This window comes from Halomonas kalidii (assembly GCF_030010475.1).
Lineage (GTDB): Bacteria > Pseudomonadota > Gammaproteobacteria > Pseudomonadales > Halomonadaceae > Halomonas > Halomonas heilongjiangensis.
In genome coordinates, this window is the sequence record NZ_JASCQN010000007.1 from 1 (window position 1) to 18575 (window position 18575).

Consider the following 18575-nt stretch of genomic DNA (forward strand, 5'->3'; position numbering starts at 1 on the left):
AGCTCCCACAAGGCAGGCATTGAGCACCCTGTGGGAGCCACGCTTTGCGGGGCGATGCGGCGCGCAGCGGCGCCGGCGGTTGTCTGCCACGTCAGCGGCCAACGCCAAGGCGCCTGCGGCGCCAATCGCTCGGCGGAGCCAAGCTCCCACAAGGCTGGCATTGAGCACCCTGTGGGAGCCACGCTTTGCGGGGCGATGCGGCGCGCAGCGGCGCCGGCGGTTGTCTGCCACGTCAGCGGCCACCGCCAAGGCGCCTGCGGCGCCAATCGCTCGGCGGAGCCAAGCTCCCACAAGGCAGGCATTGAGCACCCTGTGGGAGCCACGCTTTGCGGGGCGATTCGCCGCGCAGCGGCGCCGGCGGTTGTCTGCCACGTCCGCGGCCACCGCCAAGGCGCCTATCGGCGCCAATCGCTCGGCGGAGCCAAGCTCCCACAAGGCAGGCATTGAGCACCTTGGGAGCCAAGCTCCCACAAGCGGCGCCGGCGGTTGTCTGCGGTAATGGCGGTTAGCGCCGGGTCACCAGTTGCCCGTGCTCGTCGATGTCCAGGCGCCGGTTGCGCCCGGCCAGCCAGGCGAAGCCGGCGGCGGCTGCCGTCACCAGCAGCAACACCAGGGTGACGACGGGCAGGCCGACGTCGAACTGCAGCATCACGCCGACGCCCAGGGGGCCCAGGGCCGCGAGGGTGTAGCCGCCCCCCTGGGCGAGCCCGGAGAGCTTGCCGGCCAGGCGCGAGTTGCCGGTGCGCAGCACGATCAGCGTCAGCGCCAGGCTGAAACTGCCACCCTGGCCGAGACCCAGCAGCACCACGCCGGCCCAGCGCCAGCCGACCGGCCCCAGCAGCAGCAGCCACAGGCCCGCTGCCACGCAGCCGAGCACCAGCAGCAACGCCGGGCGCTGGTCGCGTCCGAAGCGTGCGAGCCAGGGCGCGCCGAGGGCGGAGATCAACTGCACCATCACCGAGGCGCCCATCATCCAGCCGGCCTCGGCTTCGCCATAGCCACGGGCCACCAGCAGGGTCGGCAGCCAGCCGAAGACGATATAGGCCAGCGACGACTGGGAGCCCATCAGCAGCATCACCTGCCAGGCCAGCGGTTGCCCCAGCAGTTCGCGGGTCGAGCCGGCGGCCCCCGGCACCCTGGCGCCGACCCGGCGGCGCGGCATCAGTGCCAGCCAGGCCACCAGGGCGAGGGCGGCGAGCACCGACCAGCTGGCCAGGCCGGCGTGCCAACCGCCCAGGAGGTCGGCCAGGGGGATGCTGAGGCCGGCGCCCAGCGCTCCGCCGAGGCAGAGCGCCATGGTATAGACCCCGGTCATCAGGTCGGCACCGGCGGGTAGCTCGCGCTTGACCAGCGCCGGCAGCAGGGTGCCGGCCACGCCGATGGCCGCCCCCACCAGCAGGGTGCCGGCGAACAGCAGCACCGGGAGCGGGGCGCCGCGAAGCAGCAGGCCAGCGGCCAGCAGCAGGAGGGCGGCGGCGAGGGCCTGCTCGGGACCGAGGCGTTTCGCCAGCCAGGGCGCCAGGGGGGCGAACAGGCCGAGACAGAGCACGGGCAGGGTGGTCAGGGCGCCGATGGCGAGCGGCGAGAGCCCGGTGTCCTGCTGGATGCGGGTCAGCAGCGGCGCCAGCGACGAGAGGGCGGGGCGCAGGTTGAGTCCCACCAGCACCATCAGCATGACGAAGACCGCCATGGTGTGGCGGCGGTCGCCGGTGTGTCGCTCAGTGGTCGTCGTCACGCCGCCACTCCCTGCCCTGGCCCGGCAATCGCCGTGTGTCGTTGTCGCGTTCGTGGTTCCTGGGGGCGATCCGGGGGTCGTCCTCCAGGGCCTCGGCCGGACGGAAGTCGACCACGCCGTCGTGCCTGGGGGGCTCCTGGTCGACGCGTCGGCGGATGCTCGAGACATCCTCGCTGCTGACCAGGCCGGTGGCGTTGCCGTGGGGGGTGGCCTGGGCGATCAGGCGGCCCTCGTAGGTCCAGCAGCGCTGGGGGACCTGGGCCACCCGCCAGTCGCGCTGCTGCCAGCGGGCGTGGCCGTCGGGCAGCAGCTGGAGCTGCTCGACGGGAACCAGGGCCGCGAACAGACGGGCGTTGAGCACCACCCCGCTCCCGGTCATGGCCACCGCTCCCTGGAAGCTCCCGTCGGCCAGCGCTTCCAGCACGTCCTTGCGCTTCCGACGCGTCTCCAGGGTGCCCTGGCCGCAGAGGTGGAGGAGGTCCGGGTCGAGTTGCTTGATCACCCAGACCTCGACGGGCGCCTTGCCCAGTAGTCGCTTCAACATGGCTCCGTCACCCGTGTCGACGGCCTGCCTTGCTGCCGGCATCGCGGCCGGGAAGGCGTGAGTCCATGATCGCTCCTGACGCTTCCGGTATGCAGCGGCTTACATTCGCACATCGCGATGCAAGACGCCAGCGCCCGGGTCAGGCCTGGCGGGAGCCCTGGCCGCGGCCGCGACGCCGTCGCGGGGCGCGGGCCTCGTCGCCGCCGCGGTTGCCGTCGTTGCGCTGGCCGCCGCGGCCGGCATTGCCGCGGTTGTCGCCGTTGCCGCGACGCGCCTGGTCATTGGAGCGGCCGTTGCGCCCGCCGCGACCGCCACGGCCGTTCTCGATGGGCTCCGGCTTGGCGTTCGGATCGGGCTCGAAGCCCGGCTCGATACGCTTCTCCAGGTCGCGCTTGATCAGCCGCTCGATGCCCTTGAGCAGGCCGTGCTCGTCGACGCAGACCAGCGAGACGGCCTGGCCATCGCTGCCGGCGCGGCCGGTGCGACCGATGCGGTGGACGTAGTCCTCGGCGACGTTGGGCAGCTCGAAGTTGACCACGTGGGGCAGTTCGCTGATATCGAGGCCGCGGGCGGCGATATCGGTGGCCACCAGCACCTGCAGGTCGCCGGTCTTGAAGGCCGCCAGCGCCTTGGTGCGTGCCGACTGGCTCTTGTTGCCGTGGATCGCCATGGCCGGGATGTCCTGCTTGGACAGCTGTTCGGCGAGGCGGTTGGCGCCATGCTTGGTGCGGGTGAAGACCAGCACCTGGTGCCAGCGGTGCTCGGTGATCAGGTGGGCGAGCAGATCGCGCTTCTTCTCGCGGTCGACGCGGTAGATGGCCTGGTCGACGGTCTCGGCGGTGGTGTTGCGGCGTGCCACCTCGATCAGCGCCGGGTTGTCGAGCAGCTTGCCGGCGAGTTGCTGGATCTCGTCGGAGAAGGTCGCCGAGAACAGCAGGTTCTGGCGCTTCTCGGGCAGCACGCGCAGTACCTTCCTGATGTCGTGGATGAAGCCCATGTCGAGCATGCGGTCGGCTTCGTCGAGCACCAGGGTCTCGACCTTCGAGAGGTCCACGTGCCTCTGCTGGTGCAGGTCGAGCAGCCGACCCGGGGTGGCCACCAGCACATCGAGGCCGGGGCGGATGGCATCCACCTGGGGCTGCTGGCCGACGCCACCGAAGATGACGTGGGAACGCAGCTTCAGGTGGCGACCGTAGTCGGCCACGCTCTCGCCGACCTGGGCGGCGAGTTCACGGGTGGGGGTCAGTACCAGGGCGCGGATCTGGCGTGCGCCGGGGCGTGACCCGCCGGCCAGCCGCTGCAGCAGCGGCAGGGTGAAGCCGGCGGTCTTGCCGGTGCCGGTCTGGGCACTGGCGAGCAGGTCGCCACCCGCCAGCACGGCGGGAATCGCCTGGCGCTGGATCGGGGTGGGGACGGTATAGCCCTGTTCTTCGACAGCGCGAAGCAGTTCGGCACGCAAGCCGAGTTCGGAAAATGTCATGCGGTCTCCGCAGAGACGCCCCGGTCGCGCCACGCAGACGAAGCGGCGTGGCCAGTCCCGGGCCGGGGCGTGAAAAAGGAATCTGGCGCGGCAGGAGGGACCAGCGATCGCCGCGTGCGGGGCATTATGCCAGAGCCCGGCGCAGAATGCAGCCTGTCTATCGCGCCGGTTCCCCGAGGCTCAGAGGTTGGCCTTGATGCGCGCCAGGGTGGCGATTCCCAGGCCCTCGACCTCGTCGAGCGCCGCGGGGTCCAGGGCGCGCAGCTGCTCGAGGTTGCTGATGCCGTGGGCGAACAGCTTGCGGGCGCTGGCCGGGCCGATGCCCTCCAGGGCGGTGAGCCCCCGGGCATGGCGGTCGATGAAGGCGGTGAGCGCCATCGTGTCCAGGTCGTCGCAGGCCCCCTGGTGGTAGAGCTCGCAGGCCAGGCGGTCGACGCTGCTGCGGACGTCGTCGAGCATCGGCAGGTCGACGAAGTCGTGCTGGCTGGCGAGCGCCTCGATGCGCGCCAGTGCCTCGACGGCACGGTCGAGTTCGGCGAGCGCCGTGGCCGGGCTCTCGGTGGCGAGCACAATCAGCAGTGCCTTGCGGGCCCGCTGTGCCTGGGCCTGGAGCTCGAGGGCCACGGTGTGGCGGGGGGAATGCCCCTGATCGGTCTCGTGCATGGTGACGTCCCTGTATGCGGTCGTCTCCCAAGCATAGTGCATGGCGCGCAGGTTCAGCGCTGGCGGCGTACCGCCTCGGCGATCCGGTCGGCGACCTCGTCCCAGCTGCGGCCCAGGGCGCGGACCAGGGCCGGGTAGCCGTCGGCGTCGAGCTCGGTCTCGACCAGGAAACCGTCCATGGTCAACAGGCGACCGTCGGCACCGCGCAGCTGCCACTGTCCGCCGGCCACCGCCAGGCCGTCGTGGCGCCCCTGGAAGCGGTCGACCTCGAGACGCAGGGTGATCGCCGTGGTCCCCCGCTCGTTGCGATCGTCGAGCAGCACCCGGGTGTCGGTCAGGCGGCTCGCCAGCCGGGCCCTCAGGCCGCGTTCGAGCTGGCGGCCCAGGGCCTCCGCCCACTGGTGCTCCCGGGCCTCGTTGAGGGTGATGTCGTCGAGCTGCAGCACGATGCCGTCCACGTCCAGGTAGTGGGCGAGTCGCGGTGGTCGCACCAGCAGCAGGTGCTCGGCCGTGTCACTGGCGGCGGTGGTGCCCATGTTGCCCTCGGGCAGCAGGTAGCGGGTGGCGGAGGAGCCGGCGCTGGCACAGCCGGTCAGCCAGAGGGCCGCGACGGCGGCGATCAGCCAGGGCCCGGGGGGCTGGAGTCGGGGTCTCATGGGCATCCTTCCTCAGGGGTCTCGTCGCGGTGCCCGCGGCTGCGGGTCCGCCGTGTCCAGGCTGTCGAACAGCAGGGCGCGGGGGTTCTCGCTCAGGGTACGCGCCACCGGCTGCAGGTCACGCATCAGTCGGTCGAGGCGTTCCACGGCCCCGGTCAGCTCCCGATAGGCGGCGGACTCCGGCGACAGCCCCTCAAGGGTCTGGCGCAACTCCTCCAGGGTGGCGTTGAGGTTGGCCGGCATGCCGCGGGTGTCCGGGTCGTCGAGTACCCCCTGCAGCGAGGCGGAGAGTTCGCGCACCTCGCCGAGCATCGCCTCGGAGGCCGAGAGGTTGCGATCGAGGCCGGCCAGCAGCGGCTCCAGCTCCAGGCCGTTGAGCTTGTCGAGCAGGTCGGTGACCTGGGCCTCGATCCGGGCGAAACCGCCGGGGGTGGTGGGGAAGACGCTGCGCTCGGCGAAGGTCTCGGCGACGTATTCGTCGGTCAGGTCGCGGTGGAAGTTGAGGTCGACGAACATCGCGCCGGTCAGCAGGCTGCCACTCTTCAGCGAGGCGCGCAGGCCGACGCCGAACAGGCGGTCGAAGCGCTCGCGCCACTCGTCGAGGTCGAGCTCCTCGCCGGTGATGCCGAGGCGTTGGGGCTCGATGCGAATCAGCACCGGAATGGCGAAGCGCGAGCGGGAGTCGGGCTGGGGGGCGGTGAAGTTCCAGGGTACCGCGGCCACGGTGCCGATGCGCACGCCGCGAAACTCCACCGGCGCACCGCGGGAGAGCCCGCGCACCGTGTCGTCCACCATCAGCACGTACTCGAGGTAGCGGTTGAAGGTGCCCTGGCGGGCGGCATCCTCGTCGGCATAGAGGGTGAAGGTGACCTCGGGCTGGACCGGTCTGCCCACCGGCAGTTCCTCGGGGACCCCGAAGGCGACGCCGCCACCGAGCAGCGCCTCGAGCGACTCGACGTTGACCCGGATGCCTTCGGTGTCGAGGCGCAGGTCGATGCCGCTGGCCGACCAGAAGCGCGTGGCGTCGGTGACCAGGGCCTCGTAGGGCGACTCGATGAAGACCCGGTGTTGCATGTTGCGGGTCTGGGGGTCGAAGTGGGCGTCCTCGATCCGGCCCACGGTATAGCCCTGGTAGGTCACCGGGTCGCCGACCCGCAGTGAATTGCCCAACTGGCTGATCAGGTTGATGCGCAGGCCGTCGGCCCCGGCGGGGGCCACCGGTGGCTGGTCGCTGACCTGGAACTCCCGGGTGCTCTGTTCGCTGGTGCCCGGTTCGAGCTGGATATAGGCGCCGGAGAGGACCGTGCCCAGGCCGCTGATGCCTTCGCGGCCGATGCGTGGCTTGACCACCCAGAAGCGGCTGTCCTCGACCAGCATGGCCTCGGTGTCGGGGCTCATGCGGGCGGTGATCACCGCGGTGGAGAGGTCCTCGGAGAGGTTGACGCGCTCGACCCGTCCGACCTCCACGTTGCGGGTCTTGATCAGGGTGCTGCCGGCCTCGATGCCTTCGGCGCTGCTCATCACCAGGGTGATCTGCGGGCCGCGGCCGCGGTAGTTGTCGTAGACCAGCCAGGCGCCGATCAGGATCGCCACGATCGGCACGATCCAGATCGGCGAGAGGCGTGTCTGGGGCGAGGCCTTGGCGCGATGCATCTCCCGTCCAGAGGCGTCGTCGGGGCGCGGGGAATCGCTCATCCGGGGGTTCCTTGTCGAGTGCGGCCGGGTGCTGTGCGGGACCGGCGTGGCAGGGGCGTGTCCCAGATCAGTCGAGGGTCGAAGGTCATGGCGGACAGCATGGTGATCACCACCACGGCGCCGAAGGCCAGGGCGGCGGGCCCGGGGGTGATCGACATCAGCGACCCGGCCCGGATCAGCGCCACCAGGATGGCGACCACGAAGACGTCGACCATCGACCAGCGGCCGATGAATTCGGTGATCCGGTAGAGTCGCGTACGGGTGACGGCATTGAGCTCGTGGCTGCGCTCGACGACCAGGCAGAGCCAGGCCAGGGCGACCATCTTGCCGACCGGGACGATCACGCTGGCGACGAAGATCACCAGGGCGACCGGCCAGGACCCCATCTCGAGCAGTTCGACCACGCCGCCGATGATGGTGGAGGGGGAACTGTTGCCCAGGTTGGTGGTGGTCATGATCGGATAGACATTGGCGGGAATGTACATCACCGCGGCCGCCGCCAGCAGCGCCCAGGTGCGTTGCAGGCTATGGGGCAGGCGGGCCTGGAGCCGTTCGCCGCAGCGCCGGCAGTGACTGTGGCGATCGGGTTCCAGGCGGTTGACCAGCCCGCAGGTGGCGCAGCCGGCGAGCCCCTGGGGGGCGGCGGTTTCACCGGTCTTCGCACCCTCGGGGGCCAGCGGCTCACCGGCCAGCGAGAACCACATCCAGTCGGAGTCGATGGACTGGGTGGTGAGCAGCAGCAGCAGGGCGAAGACGCAGAAGGCCCAGAACGACATGCCGAGTTCGATCTGTGCCATCTCGGCGATCTTGATCAGGCTCACCAGGGCCCCGATGATGAACACATCGGCCATCATCCAGGGGTTCAGGTGGGCGAGCGACCTGGCGATGCTGCGACTGGCCGGGAGCGGGTCGTTTCTCAACAGGCCGAGCTGCAGCCAGATCACGCCCAGCAGGTAGACCGCCGGCAGCACGATGATGGTGAGAATCACCGCGATGGCGACGATGGGCTGATGGAAGCCGATCAGGGTGGTGGCGGTCTGCGACAGCTCGATGCGGTTGCCGATGCCGCCGATGCTGAAGCTGACGAAGGGGAAGGAGACCGCCATGGCCAGGGCCAGCAGCGCCGAGAGCGCCAGTGCCATGCTGCGCTGGGCGGGCCGGAAGTGGCGCGTGACCAGGGTGTGACCACAGCGCGGGCAGTCGGCCTTCTCGCCGGGACTCAGCGGCGGCAGGGCCACCAGCCAGTCGCACTCGTGGCAGGCGCGCAGGCGTCGGCGCGAGGTGCGCACCTCCGGCGGGGAGCGATCCACGAGGGGCTCGCTCCCGGGTAGGGCCGGGACTCTTATGTAACGCTTGGGCACCGCGGCAGTCACTCTCCCTGGAGGGTCCACCGGAGTCGGGTCGGACCGTCTGAAGAAAGTGTGGCACGTTGACGTTACCCATACCATAGGCAAACATGCGCCTTTGCATGTACCAGGGACGAGACGAATGATACTTCCGGCGGTAGCGGTGGCGGCGGGGTTGATCCTGCTGGTGTGGAGCGCCGAGCGCTTCGTCGATGGGGCGGCCGCGACCTCCCGACGGCTGGGGCTCTCGCCGCTGCTGATCGGCATGCTGGTGATCGGCTTCGGTACCTCGGCGCCCGAGTTGATGGTCTCGGCGCTGGCGGCCGGACAGGGCAATCCCGGCCTGGCACTGGGCAACGCCTACGGCTCCAACATCGCCAACATCGGCCTGATCCTGGGGCTGGTGGCGCTGATCTCGCCGCTGGCGGTGCACTCGGGGGTGATTCGCCGCGAGCTGCCGGTGCTGGGCGCGGTGACCCTGCTCTCGGCACTGCTGATGTGGGGCGGGGTGATCGGTCGCTGGGAGGGGGGGCTGCTGCTGGTCCTGCTGGCCGGCTTCATCGGCGCCAGCATCTTCCTGGCCAGGCGCGGCCAGGCCGACCCGCTGGCCGCGGACACGGAGGAGAGCCTGGCGGTTCACCCCATGTCGCTGAGGGTCGGGCTCGCCTGGACCGGCATCGGCCTGGTGCTGCTGGTGGTGAGCTCGCGGATCCTGGTGTGGGGGGCGGTGGCCATCGCCCAGGGGTTCGGCGTCAGCGACCTGATCATCGGCCTGACCGTGGTGGCGGTGGGCACCTCGCTGCCCGAGCTGGCCTCGTCGATCAGTGCCCTGCGCCGGCGCGAGCACGACCTGGTGCTGGGCAACGTGGTGGGGTCGAATCTCTTCAATACCCTGGGCGTGGTGGGCCTGGCGGCGGTGATCACGCCGATCCAGGTGGGCGCCGAGGTGCTGCTGCGCGACTGGACCCTGATGACCGTCATGACCGCGATGATGGCGGTGTTCGCCCTGGGCTGGCGGGGACGTCAGGGGCGCATCAACCGCCTCGAGGGCGCCGTGCTGCTGACGATGTTCGTTGCCTATACCGGCTGGCTGGTGCACCTGGTGCTGCGGGGCGGCAATGTCTGACCGACCGGGCTGCGACAACGCGACACAGCGGCAATGGACGCCTCGTTCGGCATCATGATCGCGGAGCGACGTCGCAAACTGCCAGAAGTTCCATCAGGCGGATCATCGGCGGGATGCGTCATGCTCTCCCCGTCCCTGAACTAGGCTTGACGGGACGAGCCGTCGAGGTGGAATGCGTCACGGCGGGACTGGGCAAGCACCAGGCCGGAGGCACGACGGCACCGGAGAGTGCCGCCGCATCCCTTGCGACCCTTTGAACCCATTGCAGTGACGAGGCATGCGCCATGGAACTGGATCCCCTGTTGTTGTCACGATTGCAATTCGCCTTCGTGGTCTCCTTCCACGCCATCTTTCCGGTGTTCACCATCGGCCTGGCGTCCTATATCGCCGTGCTCAACGGCCTCTTCTACAAGACCGACAACCCGGCCTGGGATCGCCTGGCGATGTTCTGGACCCGGGTCTTCGCCGTGGTATTCGGCATGGGGGTGGTCTCGGGCATCGTCATGTCCTTCCAGTTCGGCACCAACTGGAGCAACTTCTCGCTGGCGGCCTCCAACTTCCTCGGGCCGATGCTCAGCTACGAGGTGGTCACCGCCTTCTTCCTCGAGGCGGGCTTCCTCGGCGTACTGCTGTTCGGGCGCGGCAAGGTCCCCCAGGGCGTACACCTGTTCGCCGCCATCATGGTGGCCATCGGGACCTTCATCTCGTCGTTCTGGATTCTCTCCGCCAACAGCTGGATGCAGACGCCGGCCGGTGCGGAGCTGATCGACGGCCGCTTCCGTATCACCGACTGGAGCACGGCGATCTTCAACCCCTCCTTCCGGTACCGTTTCACGCACATGGTGATGGCGTCGTTCCTCACCGGGGGCTTCGTGGTGGCCGGGGTCAGTGCCTGGTACCTGCTGCTCGGCCGCGACGTCGAGGCCAACCGCAAGGCCTTCTCCATGTGTCTGTGGCTGCTGCTGGTGCTGGCGCCGGCCCAGGCGGTGGTAGGCGATTTCCATGGCCTCAATACCCTGGAGCACCAGCCCACCAAGGTGGCCGCCATGGAAGGCAACTGGGACACACGGGAGGGCGCCCCCCTGCTGTTGTTTGCCCTGCCGGATCAGGACGCCCAGGAAAATCGCTTCGAGCTCGGCATCCCGGGGCTGGCCAGCCTGATCCTGACCCATCACCTGGACGGCGAGTTGCCGGGGATCACTGAGCTGCCCCCGGAGGAACAGCCGCCGGTGTGGATCGTGTTCTGGTCATTCCGGATCATGGTGGCGATGGGCTTCCTGATGATCGCCGTTGCGCTGGCCGGTCTCTGGCTGCGCCGCGGTGGCCGGGTCTACGAGCATCGGGGCTTCCTGCAACTGATGCGGGTGATGACGGTGACGCCCTTCCTGGCCGTGCTCGCCGGCTGGTTCGTCACCGAGACGGGCCGAGCCCCCTGGCTGGTCTACGGCATGATGACCCATGCCGAGGGCCTGACGCCGTCGCTGACCGGCGGCATGGCGCTGTTCACCCTGGTGGGCTACGTGGCGGTCTATGGCGTGGTGTTCTGGGCCGGGATCTACTACCTCACCCGAGTGGTGCGCAACGGCATGCTGCCCGAGGACGAACACGCCGTGCAAGGCGAGGTCGAGCGGCCCATGCGCCCGCTCTCGGCCGCCCACACCCCTTTCGAGCAAGACGCCGCCCCGACCTGGAGGAGATAGGCCATGGAGACGTTCGACCTTTCGCTGATCTGGGCCGTCATCATCGGTTTCGGCGTGATCATGTACGTGCTGATGGACGGCTTCGACCTGGGGGTGGGAATCCTCTTTCCCTTCGCGCCGGACGAGGCGGCCCGGGACGTGATGATGAACTCGGTGGCCCCGGTGTGGGACGGCAACGAGACCTGGCTGGTGCTGGGCGGGGCCGGGCTGCTGGGGGCCTTCCCGCTGGTCTACTCGGTGTTCCTGCCGGCGCTCTACATCGGCGTCTTCCTGATGCTCGCGGGGCTGATCTTCCGCGGTATCGCCTTCGAGTTCCGCTTCAAGTCGCGCCGCAACCGCCGCTGGTGGAACCGCGCCTTCTGTTGGGGGTCGGCGGTGGCCGCCTTCGCCCAGGGCGCGGTCGTGGGCACCTATATCCAGGGCTTCGCGGTGGAGGACTTCGTCTACGTGGGTGGAGCGTTGGACTGGCTGACCCCCTTCACCGTGGTGACCGGTCTGGGGCTGATGGCCGGCTACGCGCTGCTCGGCGCCACCTGGCTGATCATGAAGTCCGAGGGCCATATCCAGGCGTGGGCCTATCGCATCACGCCGCCATTGCTGGCCGCGGTGCTCGCGGTGTTCCTGATCATCAGCCTCTGGACTCCCTTCGTGAACCCGGCCGTCTGGACACGCTGGTTCGACCATATCCAGCTGATCTGGATCCTGCCCGCCCTGGCGCTGTCCTGCGCCTTCGTGGTGTTCCGTTCGGTTCGCCGCCGCAGCGAGGGGCTGCCCTTCGTGGCGACCCTGGGGCTCTATATCTTCACCTACCTGGGGCTGGTGGCCAGCAAGTGGCCGGTGATCGTGCCGCCGAACTACACCATCTGGGACGCCGCCTCGGCACCGGAGTCCCAGCTCTTCCTGCTGCTCGGCGTGCTCTTCGTGATCCCCATCGTGCTGGCCTATACCGCCTGGACCTACTGGGTCTTCCGCGGCAAGGTCAAGGTGGGCGAGGGGTATCACTGAGCCCATGAGTGAGCAGGGCACGCCGGGCGAGGCCCTGACGCCGCGGCGCTGGCTCGATGCGCTGGCCGTCCACGAGCGCCGCCTGCTGGGCCTGGCGACGCTGGCCGGGGTGGTCGCCGGGGCCCTGACCCTGGTGCAGCTGGGGCTGCTGGCCTGGCTGGTAGCGGCGCTCGTGGTGGCGGCGCGCCCCCCGGGCGAGCTCTGGCTTGGGTTTCTCGCCCTGGCCGCCGTGTTGCCCCTGCGGGCCCTGGCCCAATGGGGGCAGGAGGCGGCCGGACTCGAGGCCAGCCTGCGCATCCGTCGCCGGGCGCGGGCGGCGCTGCTCGACCACCTGGCGCGGCTGGGGCCGGTGCGACTGGCCTCTCGCCACTCGGCGTCGCTGGCCAACCAACTGGTGGAGCAGGTGGAGGCGCTGGACGGCTACTTCGCCCGCTTCCTGCCCCAGTTGCGCCTGGCACTGGCGCTGCCGCTGCTGAGCCTCGTCGTGGTGGCCTGGCTCGACTGGCTGGCGGCGCTCTTCCTGTTGCTCTCGGCCCCCTTGATCCCGCTGTTCATGGCGCTGGTCGGCATGGGAGCCGAGCGGCTCAACCGCGAGCAGTTCGCCGCCGTGGCCAGGCTCTCGGGACACTTCATCGATCGGGTGCGGGGGATCACCACCCTGCAGCTGTTCGGTCGCACCCGGGAGGCCACCGCCGAAGTGCATGCCGCCGCCGACGACTATCGGCGCCTGAGCATGCGTACCCTGCGCCTGGCCTTCCTCTCCTCGGCGGTACTCGAGTTCTTCGCCTCGGTGGCCATCGCCGTGGTGGCGATCTATGTGGGCTTCGGCCTGCTCGGCTACATCGACTACGGCCCGTCGTCCGAGCTCACCCTGTTCTCCGGCCTGCTGGTGCTGTTGCTGGCGCCGGAATTCTTCCAGCCGCTGCGTACCCTGTCCCAGCACTACCACGACCGGGCCGCGGCGCTGGGGGCCGCCGATGGCCTGGTGGCGCTGCTCGCCGAGGCCCCCGACCCCGTGCGTGCCGAGGGCCACCGGCCGGCCCCGGCGGGCCCCGGCGAGCTGGTACGCCTGGCTGCCGTCACGGTGGCATATCCCGGCCGGGGAGCCGTGCTGGGGCCGCTGGACCTGGTGGTGAGGCGGGGCGAGGTGCTGGTCGTGACGGGGCCGTCGGGGGCGGGCAAGTCGACCCTGCTGCAGCTGCTGGCCGGCTTCGTCGGTCCCGGGACGGGCGAGCGGCGGCTGGCCGAGGGCCTCTCCTTCGCCTGGATGGACCAGCGGCCGCTGCTGATCCAGGGCAGCCTGGCCGACAACCTGCGCCTGGCGGCGCCCGACGCCGATGAGCCCGCCATGCTGGCGGCGCTCGGCCGGGCGGGCCTCGGTGAGTTGGTGGCCGGCCTGCCCCGGGGGCTGGCGACAGCGCTCGGTGAGCGCGGGGTCGGTCTCTCGGGCGGCCAGGCCCAGCGCCTGGCCCTGGCCCGGGTCTTCCTCTCGCCGGCGCCGCTGGTGCTGCTCGACGAGCCCACCGCCAGCCTGGATGCCGACACCGAGGCGCGGGTGGTCGAGGCCCTGGCCGAGCTGGCCGGCGCGGGGCGCAGCCTGGTGATCGCCACCCACCACCCGGCGCTGATGGCGCTGGGGGATCGCCGGCTCGAGCTGGTGGCAGCACAGCCGGATGAGGCGGTGGCGCAGGAGGTCCCGCATGGCTGACCCCCGGCGCGTGGGCCCGCTGCGTACCACCCTGGCTCCCTGGCTGCGTCTGCTCGACCGGCGGCGACGGCGGTTGGTCGCGGGCGCGGCGCTGATGGCCCTGACGCTGCTCTCCGCCGTGGGGCTGCTGGCGCTCTCCGGCTGGTTCATCACCGCGAGTGCCCTGGCCGGCATCGCCCTGGCGGCCGGGCTGGCGGCGAGCCTGGATGTCTATGTGCCCGGTGGTGGCATTCGCGCCTTCGCCGTGACCCGCACCGTGTCGCGCTACCTCGAGCGCCTCTACAACCACGACACCGTGCTGAGGCTGCTGGCCGACCTGCGGGGCCGGTTGTTCGGGGTGCTGGCGGGACTGGACGAACGCACCCTGTCGCGGCGCCGTGCCAGCGACTGGTTGCACCGCCTGACGGCCGATATCGACACCCTCGACGGCCTCTACCTGCGGCTGCTGGCGCCGCCGGCGGTGGCGGCCCTGGCGGTGCTCGGGCTGGGCGGCTTCCTGGCCCTGTGGTCACCGGCGGCCGGGGGAGCGGTGGTCGTGCTGCTGGGCCTGGCCCTGGCCTGGATCACCCTGGGCCAGGCACGCCTCGGCATGGCGACGAGCCACCGCCGGGTCGCCGACCTGGAGCGGCTGCGGGGGCGGCTGATCGAGCAGTGGCAGGGCCTCGCCGAGCTCGAGGCCTACGGCAGCCTGGCCGAGCATCGCCGGCGGCTGGACGCCATCGAGGCGCGTATCGAGGCCGACCAGCGACGGCTCGGGCAATGGACGGCGCTGGGTAACGCCCTGGTCGGTGTGGCGGTGGGGGCGACCCTGGTGGCGGTACTGTGGCTGGCGGCGCTTGCCCATGCCGACGGGGGCCTCGCGGGGTCGCTGGTGGTGATGATGACACTGGCCGTGCTGGCGATGAACGAGGCGCTGGCCGGCCTGCCGATGGCCTTCACGCGGCTGGGAGCGACCCGGGCCGCCGCCGAGCGCCTCAACGCCCTGGAGGCGGCCCGACCGCCCGACGTGGAGGCGGGTGAAGGGCTGCCGCCGGGCCCGCCGGCGGTGACCCTGGCGGGGGTGACGCTGCGCTACCCCGGCGCCCTGGCGCCGGCACTGGACGATGTCACTCTCTCCCTGGCCCCCGGCGAGCGGTTGGCGCTCTGCGGTGCCTCGGGGGCCGGCAAGTCCAGCGTCGCCGCCCTGCTCGCCGGGAGGCTCGGGGCCACCGAGGGGCGGGTCCGACTGGGGGGCATCGACGTCGGGCGACTGTCACCGTCGCGGCTCGCCGAACGGGTGGCGATGCTCACCCAGCGGGTCGACCTGTTCGACGCCAGCCTGGCCGCCAACCTGCGTGTCGCCGACCCTGCGGCGAGCGAGGCGCGCCTGTGGCGGGCGCTGGCGGCGATGGAGCTGGCCGACTGGGCCGAAGCGCTGCCCGCTGGGCTCGCGACCCGGGTCGGGGAGGGCGGCCGCCGGCTCTCGGGCGGGCAGGCGCGGCGCCTGGCGCTGGCCCGGCTGGTGCTGCGCGAGCCGGACCTGGTGATCCTCGACGAACCCTTCGCCGGCCTGGATGCCGGGACCGCGTCGCGCATCGCCCGCTGGCTCGATGGCTGGCTGGGCGGGCGGTCGGTGGTCTATCTGGTGCATCGACTCGGCGGGGCGGTCGATCCCCCCGGCGTGCAGCACACCCTGCAACTGGTTGACGGCCGGTTGAACGGCTATACCTGATAGCCTGTCGGGGCGACGCCGAGGGGGAGACCGCCATGGGGCAGTGCCAGAGGACGAGAGCATCGTCGTGGTGGGGCGTGCGGCCGGGTGCCGTCGCCTTGCTGTTGTGGGTCGGTGGCGGCCTCGCCGGTCCGCTGGCGGCGGAGCAGCGGGTGGCGACGGTCACGCTCTCCTCGGGAGGCCTGGCGGAGATACACCGGACCGCGCCGCTGGAGGGGAACGGCATCCTGCACCTCGACGTGCCCCTGGAGCAGGTCGACGACATCCTCAAGAGCCTGGTGGTACGCGACCCCGAGGGTCGACTGGTCTCCCTGACGCTGGATGGCCTCGCCGCCGTGGAGGAAACCTTTCGCCGGCTGCCCTTCGGGCCCGAGGACATGGGCTCGGTGGTGCGTCTGGCCGGTGCCCTGCAGGGAGTGCCCGTGAGGGCCACGTCGGGGGGCCGCAGCGTCGAGGGGCTGCTGCTCGGCGTCGACGTCCGACCGCCACGGGGCGAGGGGCAGGAGGAAACCCGGACCCTGGCGGTGCTCGATGACGAGGGCATCGTGACGACCCTGAGGCTGGCCAGCGGGGCGCGGCTCGAGATCCTCGACGCGACCCTGCGCGAGCGATTGCGCCAGGCGGCCCGGATCAGCGGGCGGGGGCGCACCGACGAGATGCGCCGTATCGACATCGCCCTCGAAGGGCAGGGGGAACGCGAGGTGGGCCTCTCCTACGTGGTGGCCGCGCCGGTGTGGAAGACCGCCTACCGGCTGCTGCTCGATGGTGAGCGGGAGGCGCGCCTGCAGGCCTGGGCGGTGATCGAGAATGCCAGCGGCGCCGACTGGGATGCGGTGACCCTGACGCTCTCCAGCGGGGCCCCGGTGACGCTGTCCCAGCGCCTGCTCCAGCGCTACTGGCACACGCGTCACGAGGTGCCGGTCAGCGCCGACACGGCGGCCCCGCCGCGGCCCGACCAGGGCGCCGTGCGGGCCCCCGCGATGGAGTCCGCCCTGGCGCGAGGCATGGCGGCGAGCGACATGGCCGCCGTCGCCGAGCCGGCGCAGCCGGCCCTGGCCACGCAGGGCGCCACGGCGGCCACCTGGCGGCTGCCCCAGCCGGTGGATCTGGCGGCGGGGCGGACCCTGTCGGTGCCCTATATCGATGCCCGGGTGCCCGCCGAGCGTCTCTCGGTCTTCCAGCCGGAGCGCGGCGAGGACCATCCCGTGGCCGCGGTGCGCCTGGAGAACCGCACCGAGAGCTTCCTGCCGACGGGGCTGGTCACCGTCTACGAGGACGGCGTCGGCCATGTGGGGGACGTCAACCTGCCGGGGCTCCCGGCCGGCGATGCTCGCCTGGCCAGCTTCGCCGCCGACCGCCAGGTGCGCATCAGCAGCGAGTCCCGTCCCGAGGAGAGCCTGGCGCGGGTCACCATCGTCGATGGCACTCTGAGAGCCACGCGGCTCTCGCGGGTCACCACACGCTATGCCCTCGACAGCGAGGCTCGCGCTCCCCGCCGCGTGATGATCGAGCATCCGGCGCGGGCGGGCTGGCGTTTCTCTTCCGACGCCCTGGTCGAGTCCACCCCCACCCATCGGCGGCTGCGGGTGGAACTCGACCCCGGTGGCAGTGCCGTGGTCGAGGCCCGGGAAGAGGTGACCCGCAGCCAGACCGTCGCCCTGGTGGATGCCGACACCGAGCTGCTGGCGCAGTGGACCGATGCCGCCGATGACGACACCGCCGAGGCCCTGGCTGCCCTGCTCGAGCATCGGCGCGGGGTCGCCGAGGTGGAAGACGAGCTGAGGGACCTGGCGCGCGACCTGCAGCGGGCCGCCGACAGCCAGGCCAGGATCCGCGGCAATCTCGCCGCCGTGGGCATCGACACCGAGCCGGGCCAGCGCTACGTGGCCGAGCTGGAGGCACAGGATGCACGCATCGCGTCGCTGGCGCAGCGCCGGGAACAGGCCGAGGAGCGGCTCGCGATGCGGCGTGCCGAGCTGGCGGCGCTGCTGCGCGAACTATGAGGGAGGGGCGTCTGATGCCCCCCGGCCACCTCGCTCTAATTTCCAACTGCGATTGCCCCGATGTCCGACCGAGGGGCTTTGCGCAAACGGTCAGTTTATTTCAGGATAAGGCAAATGACCGTGAGCGAGGTGAGTCGTGCATGATTTCCTGAAACGCCTGCCCAAGGCCGAGCTGCATCTGCATATCGAGGGGTCCCTGGAGCCCGAGCTGATGTTCGCGCTGGCCGAGCGCAACCGCATTCAACTGCCCTATGCCTCGGTGGAACAGGCGCGGGCGGCCTATGACTTCACCGACCTGCAGTCCTTTCTCGACCTCTACTACCGGGGCATGAGCGTGCTGCGCACCGCCGAGGACTTCCATGACCTGGCCATGGACTACTTCCGCCGTGCCAGTGCCGAGGGCGTGGTGCATGTCGAGATGCACTTCGACCCCCAGGCGCACCTGTCCCGGGGCATTCCGCTCCCGGTGGTGATGGAGGGCCTGAGCCTGGCCCGCCGGGCGGCCGAGCGAGAGCTGGGGCTCTCCTCGGCATTGATCATGGCCTTCCTGCGCGATCGTCCCGCCGAGGAGGCGATGCAGGTGCTGGAGCGCGCGGCCCCCTACTGGGAGATGCTCGACGCCGTGGGGCTGGACAGCGCCGAGCGCGGCAATCCGCCGGCGAAGTTCGCCGAGGTGTTCGAGCGGGCCCGTGCGCTGGGCATTCCACGGGTGGCCCATGCCGGCGAGGAGGGCCCCCCCGAGTACATTCGCGAGGCGCTGGATCGGCTCGACGTCTGCCGCATCGACCATGGCGTGCGCTGCCTGGAGGATCCGGCGCTGGTGGCGCGACTGCGCGACGAGGGCATCGTGCTCACCGTCTGCCCGCTCTCCAACGTGCGTCTCAGGGTGGTCGAGCGCATCGAGGACCACCCGCTGCCACGGCTGCTCGAGGCCGGCCTGCGGCTGACGATCAACTCCGACGATCCGGCCTATTTCGGCGGTGGCGTGCTCGACAACTACCTGGCCTGTCACCAGGCCTTCGGTTGGTCGAGGGAGGTCTTCATCGAGCTGGCCGGCACCGCCATCGAGGCCGCCTTCATCGGCAACGAACGCCGCCTGGCGCTGCACCGGCAACTGGCCGCGAGCGCCTAGCTGTGTAAACTCACCAGGTTGCTCACGCAAAACCCCCGGCAGGGCCGGGGGATTGTCATGTCGCTTGTCGC

14 protein-coding genes are annotated in these 18575 nt (G+C 70.8%); 7 read left to right on the forward strand and 7 right to left on the reverse strand.

The features are described 5' to 3' along the window. Positions 1 to 505: 505 nt before the first annotated feature. The 7 genes from QLQ85_RS00440 to QLQ85_RS00470 form a co-directional block, all read right to left on the reverse strand. Positions 506 to 1669, reverse strand: coding sequence for an MFS transporter (locus tag QLQ85_RS00440; protein WP_282737238.1), 1164 nt, complete (start codon positions 1667 to 1669; stop codon positions 506 to 508). 49 nt (positions 1670 to 1718) lie between these two features. Further along, entirely contained in the window at positions 1719 to 2279 is a 561-nt protein-coding gene (locus QLQ85_RS00445; protein ID WP_282737216.1) for a hypothetical protein, read from the reverse strand. Between the two features lie 139 nt (positions 2280 to 2418). Then, positions 2419 to 3759 carry a DEAD/DEAH box helicase gene (locus QLQ85_RS00450; protein WP_282737217.1) on the reverse strand — a complete coding sequence of 447 codons (1341 nt, stop codon included), beginning with the start codon at positions 3757 to 3759 and terminating at the stop codon, positions 2419 to 2421. Between the two features lie 180 nt (positions 3760 to 3939). After that, positions 3940 to 4422 (reverse strand): helix-hairpin-helix domain-containing protein, encoded by a 483-nt coding sequence (locus QLQ85_RS00455; RefSeq protein WP_282737218.1) that lies wholly within the window; start codon positions 4420 to 4422, stop codon positions 3940 to 3942. Between the two features lie 53 nt (positions 4423 to 4475). Beyond that, on the reverse strand, positions 4476 to 5078 hold the full coding sequence (locus QLQ85_RS00460; RefSeq protein ID WP_282737219.1) for a PqiC family protein: 603 nt from the start codon (positions 5076 to 5078) through the stop codon (positions 4476 to 4478). Positions 5079 to 5090: 12 nt separating this feature from the next. Then, the gene (pqiB, locus tag QLQ85_RS00465; RefSeq protein WP_282737220.1) at positions 5091 to 6773 is read right to left on the reverse strand and encodes an intermembrane transport protein PqiB; all 1683 of its coding nucleotides are present in this window, start codon (positions 6771 to 6773) and stop codon (positions 5091 to 5093) included. Then, complete coding sequence (locus tag QLQ85_RS00470; RefSeq protein WP_282737221.1) at positions 6770 to 8083, reverse strand: paraquat-inducible protein A; 1314 nt, start codon at positions 8081 to 8083, stop codon at positions 6770 to 6772. Before QLQ85_RS00470 ends, pqiB begins: the two co-directional genes overlap by 4 nt. A 178-nt stretch (positions 8084 to 8261) precedes the next feature. On the opposite strand from QLQ85_RS00470, the gene QLQ85_RS00475 reads away from it, so the two are divergent. The 7 genes from QLQ85_RS00475 to QLQ85_RS00505 all read left to right on the forward strand — a co-directional run bounded on the left by QLQ85_RS00475 (position 8262) and on the right by QLQ85_RS00505 (position 18504). Further along, complete coding sequence (locus QLQ85_RS00475) at positions 8262 to 9245, forward strand: calcium/sodium antiporter (protein ID WP_282737222.1); 984 nt, start codon at positions 8262 to 8264, stop codon at positions 9243 to 9245. Positions 9246 to 9529: 284 nt separating this feature from the next. Continuing rightward, a complete protein-coding gene (locus tag QLQ85_RS00480; protein WP_282737223.1) occupies positions 9530 to 10945 on the forward strand; it encodes a cytochrome ubiquinol oxidase subunit I in 1416 nt (471 codons plus the stop codon). Positions 10946 to 10948: 3 nt separating this feature from the next. Continuing rightward, positions 10949 to 11950 (forward strand): cytochrome d ubiquinol oxidase subunit II, encoded by a 1002-nt coding sequence (cydB, locus tag QLQ85_RS00485; protein WP_282737224.1) that lies wholly within the window; start codon positions 10949 to 10951, stop codon positions 11948 to 11950. Positions 11951 to 11954: 4 nt separating this feature from the next. Beyond that, positions 11955 to 13658: a thiol reductant ABC exporter subunit CydD gene (cydD, locus tag QLQ85_RS00490; protein WP_282737225.1), complete on the forward strand. Its 1704-nt coding sequence runs from the start codon at positions 11955 to 11957 to the stop codon at positions 13656 to 13658. Then, the gene (cydC, locus tag QLQ85_RS00495) at positions 13651 to 15369 is read left to right on the forward strand and encodes a thiol reductant ABC exporter subunit CydC (protein WP_282737226.1); all 1719 of its coding nucleotides are present in this window, start codon (positions 13651 to 13653) and stop codon (positions 15367 to 15369) included. The genes cydD and cydC overlap by 8 nt, the downstream gene beginning before the upstream one ends. Before the next feature lie 35 nt (positions 15370 to 15404). Further along, complete coding sequence (locus QLQ85_RS00500) at positions 15405 to 17372, forward strand: DUF4139 domain-containing protein (RefSeq protein WP_282737227.1); 1968 nt, start codon at positions 15405 to 15407, stop codon at positions 17370 to 17372. Positions 17373 to 17508: 136 nt separating this feature from the next. Continuing rightward, a complete protein-coding gene (locus QLQ85_RS00505; RefSeq protein WP_282737228.1) occupies positions 17509 to 18504 on the forward strand; it encodes an adenosine deaminase in 996 nt (331 codons plus the stop codon). Positions 18505 to 18575: the final 71 nt, after the last annotated feature.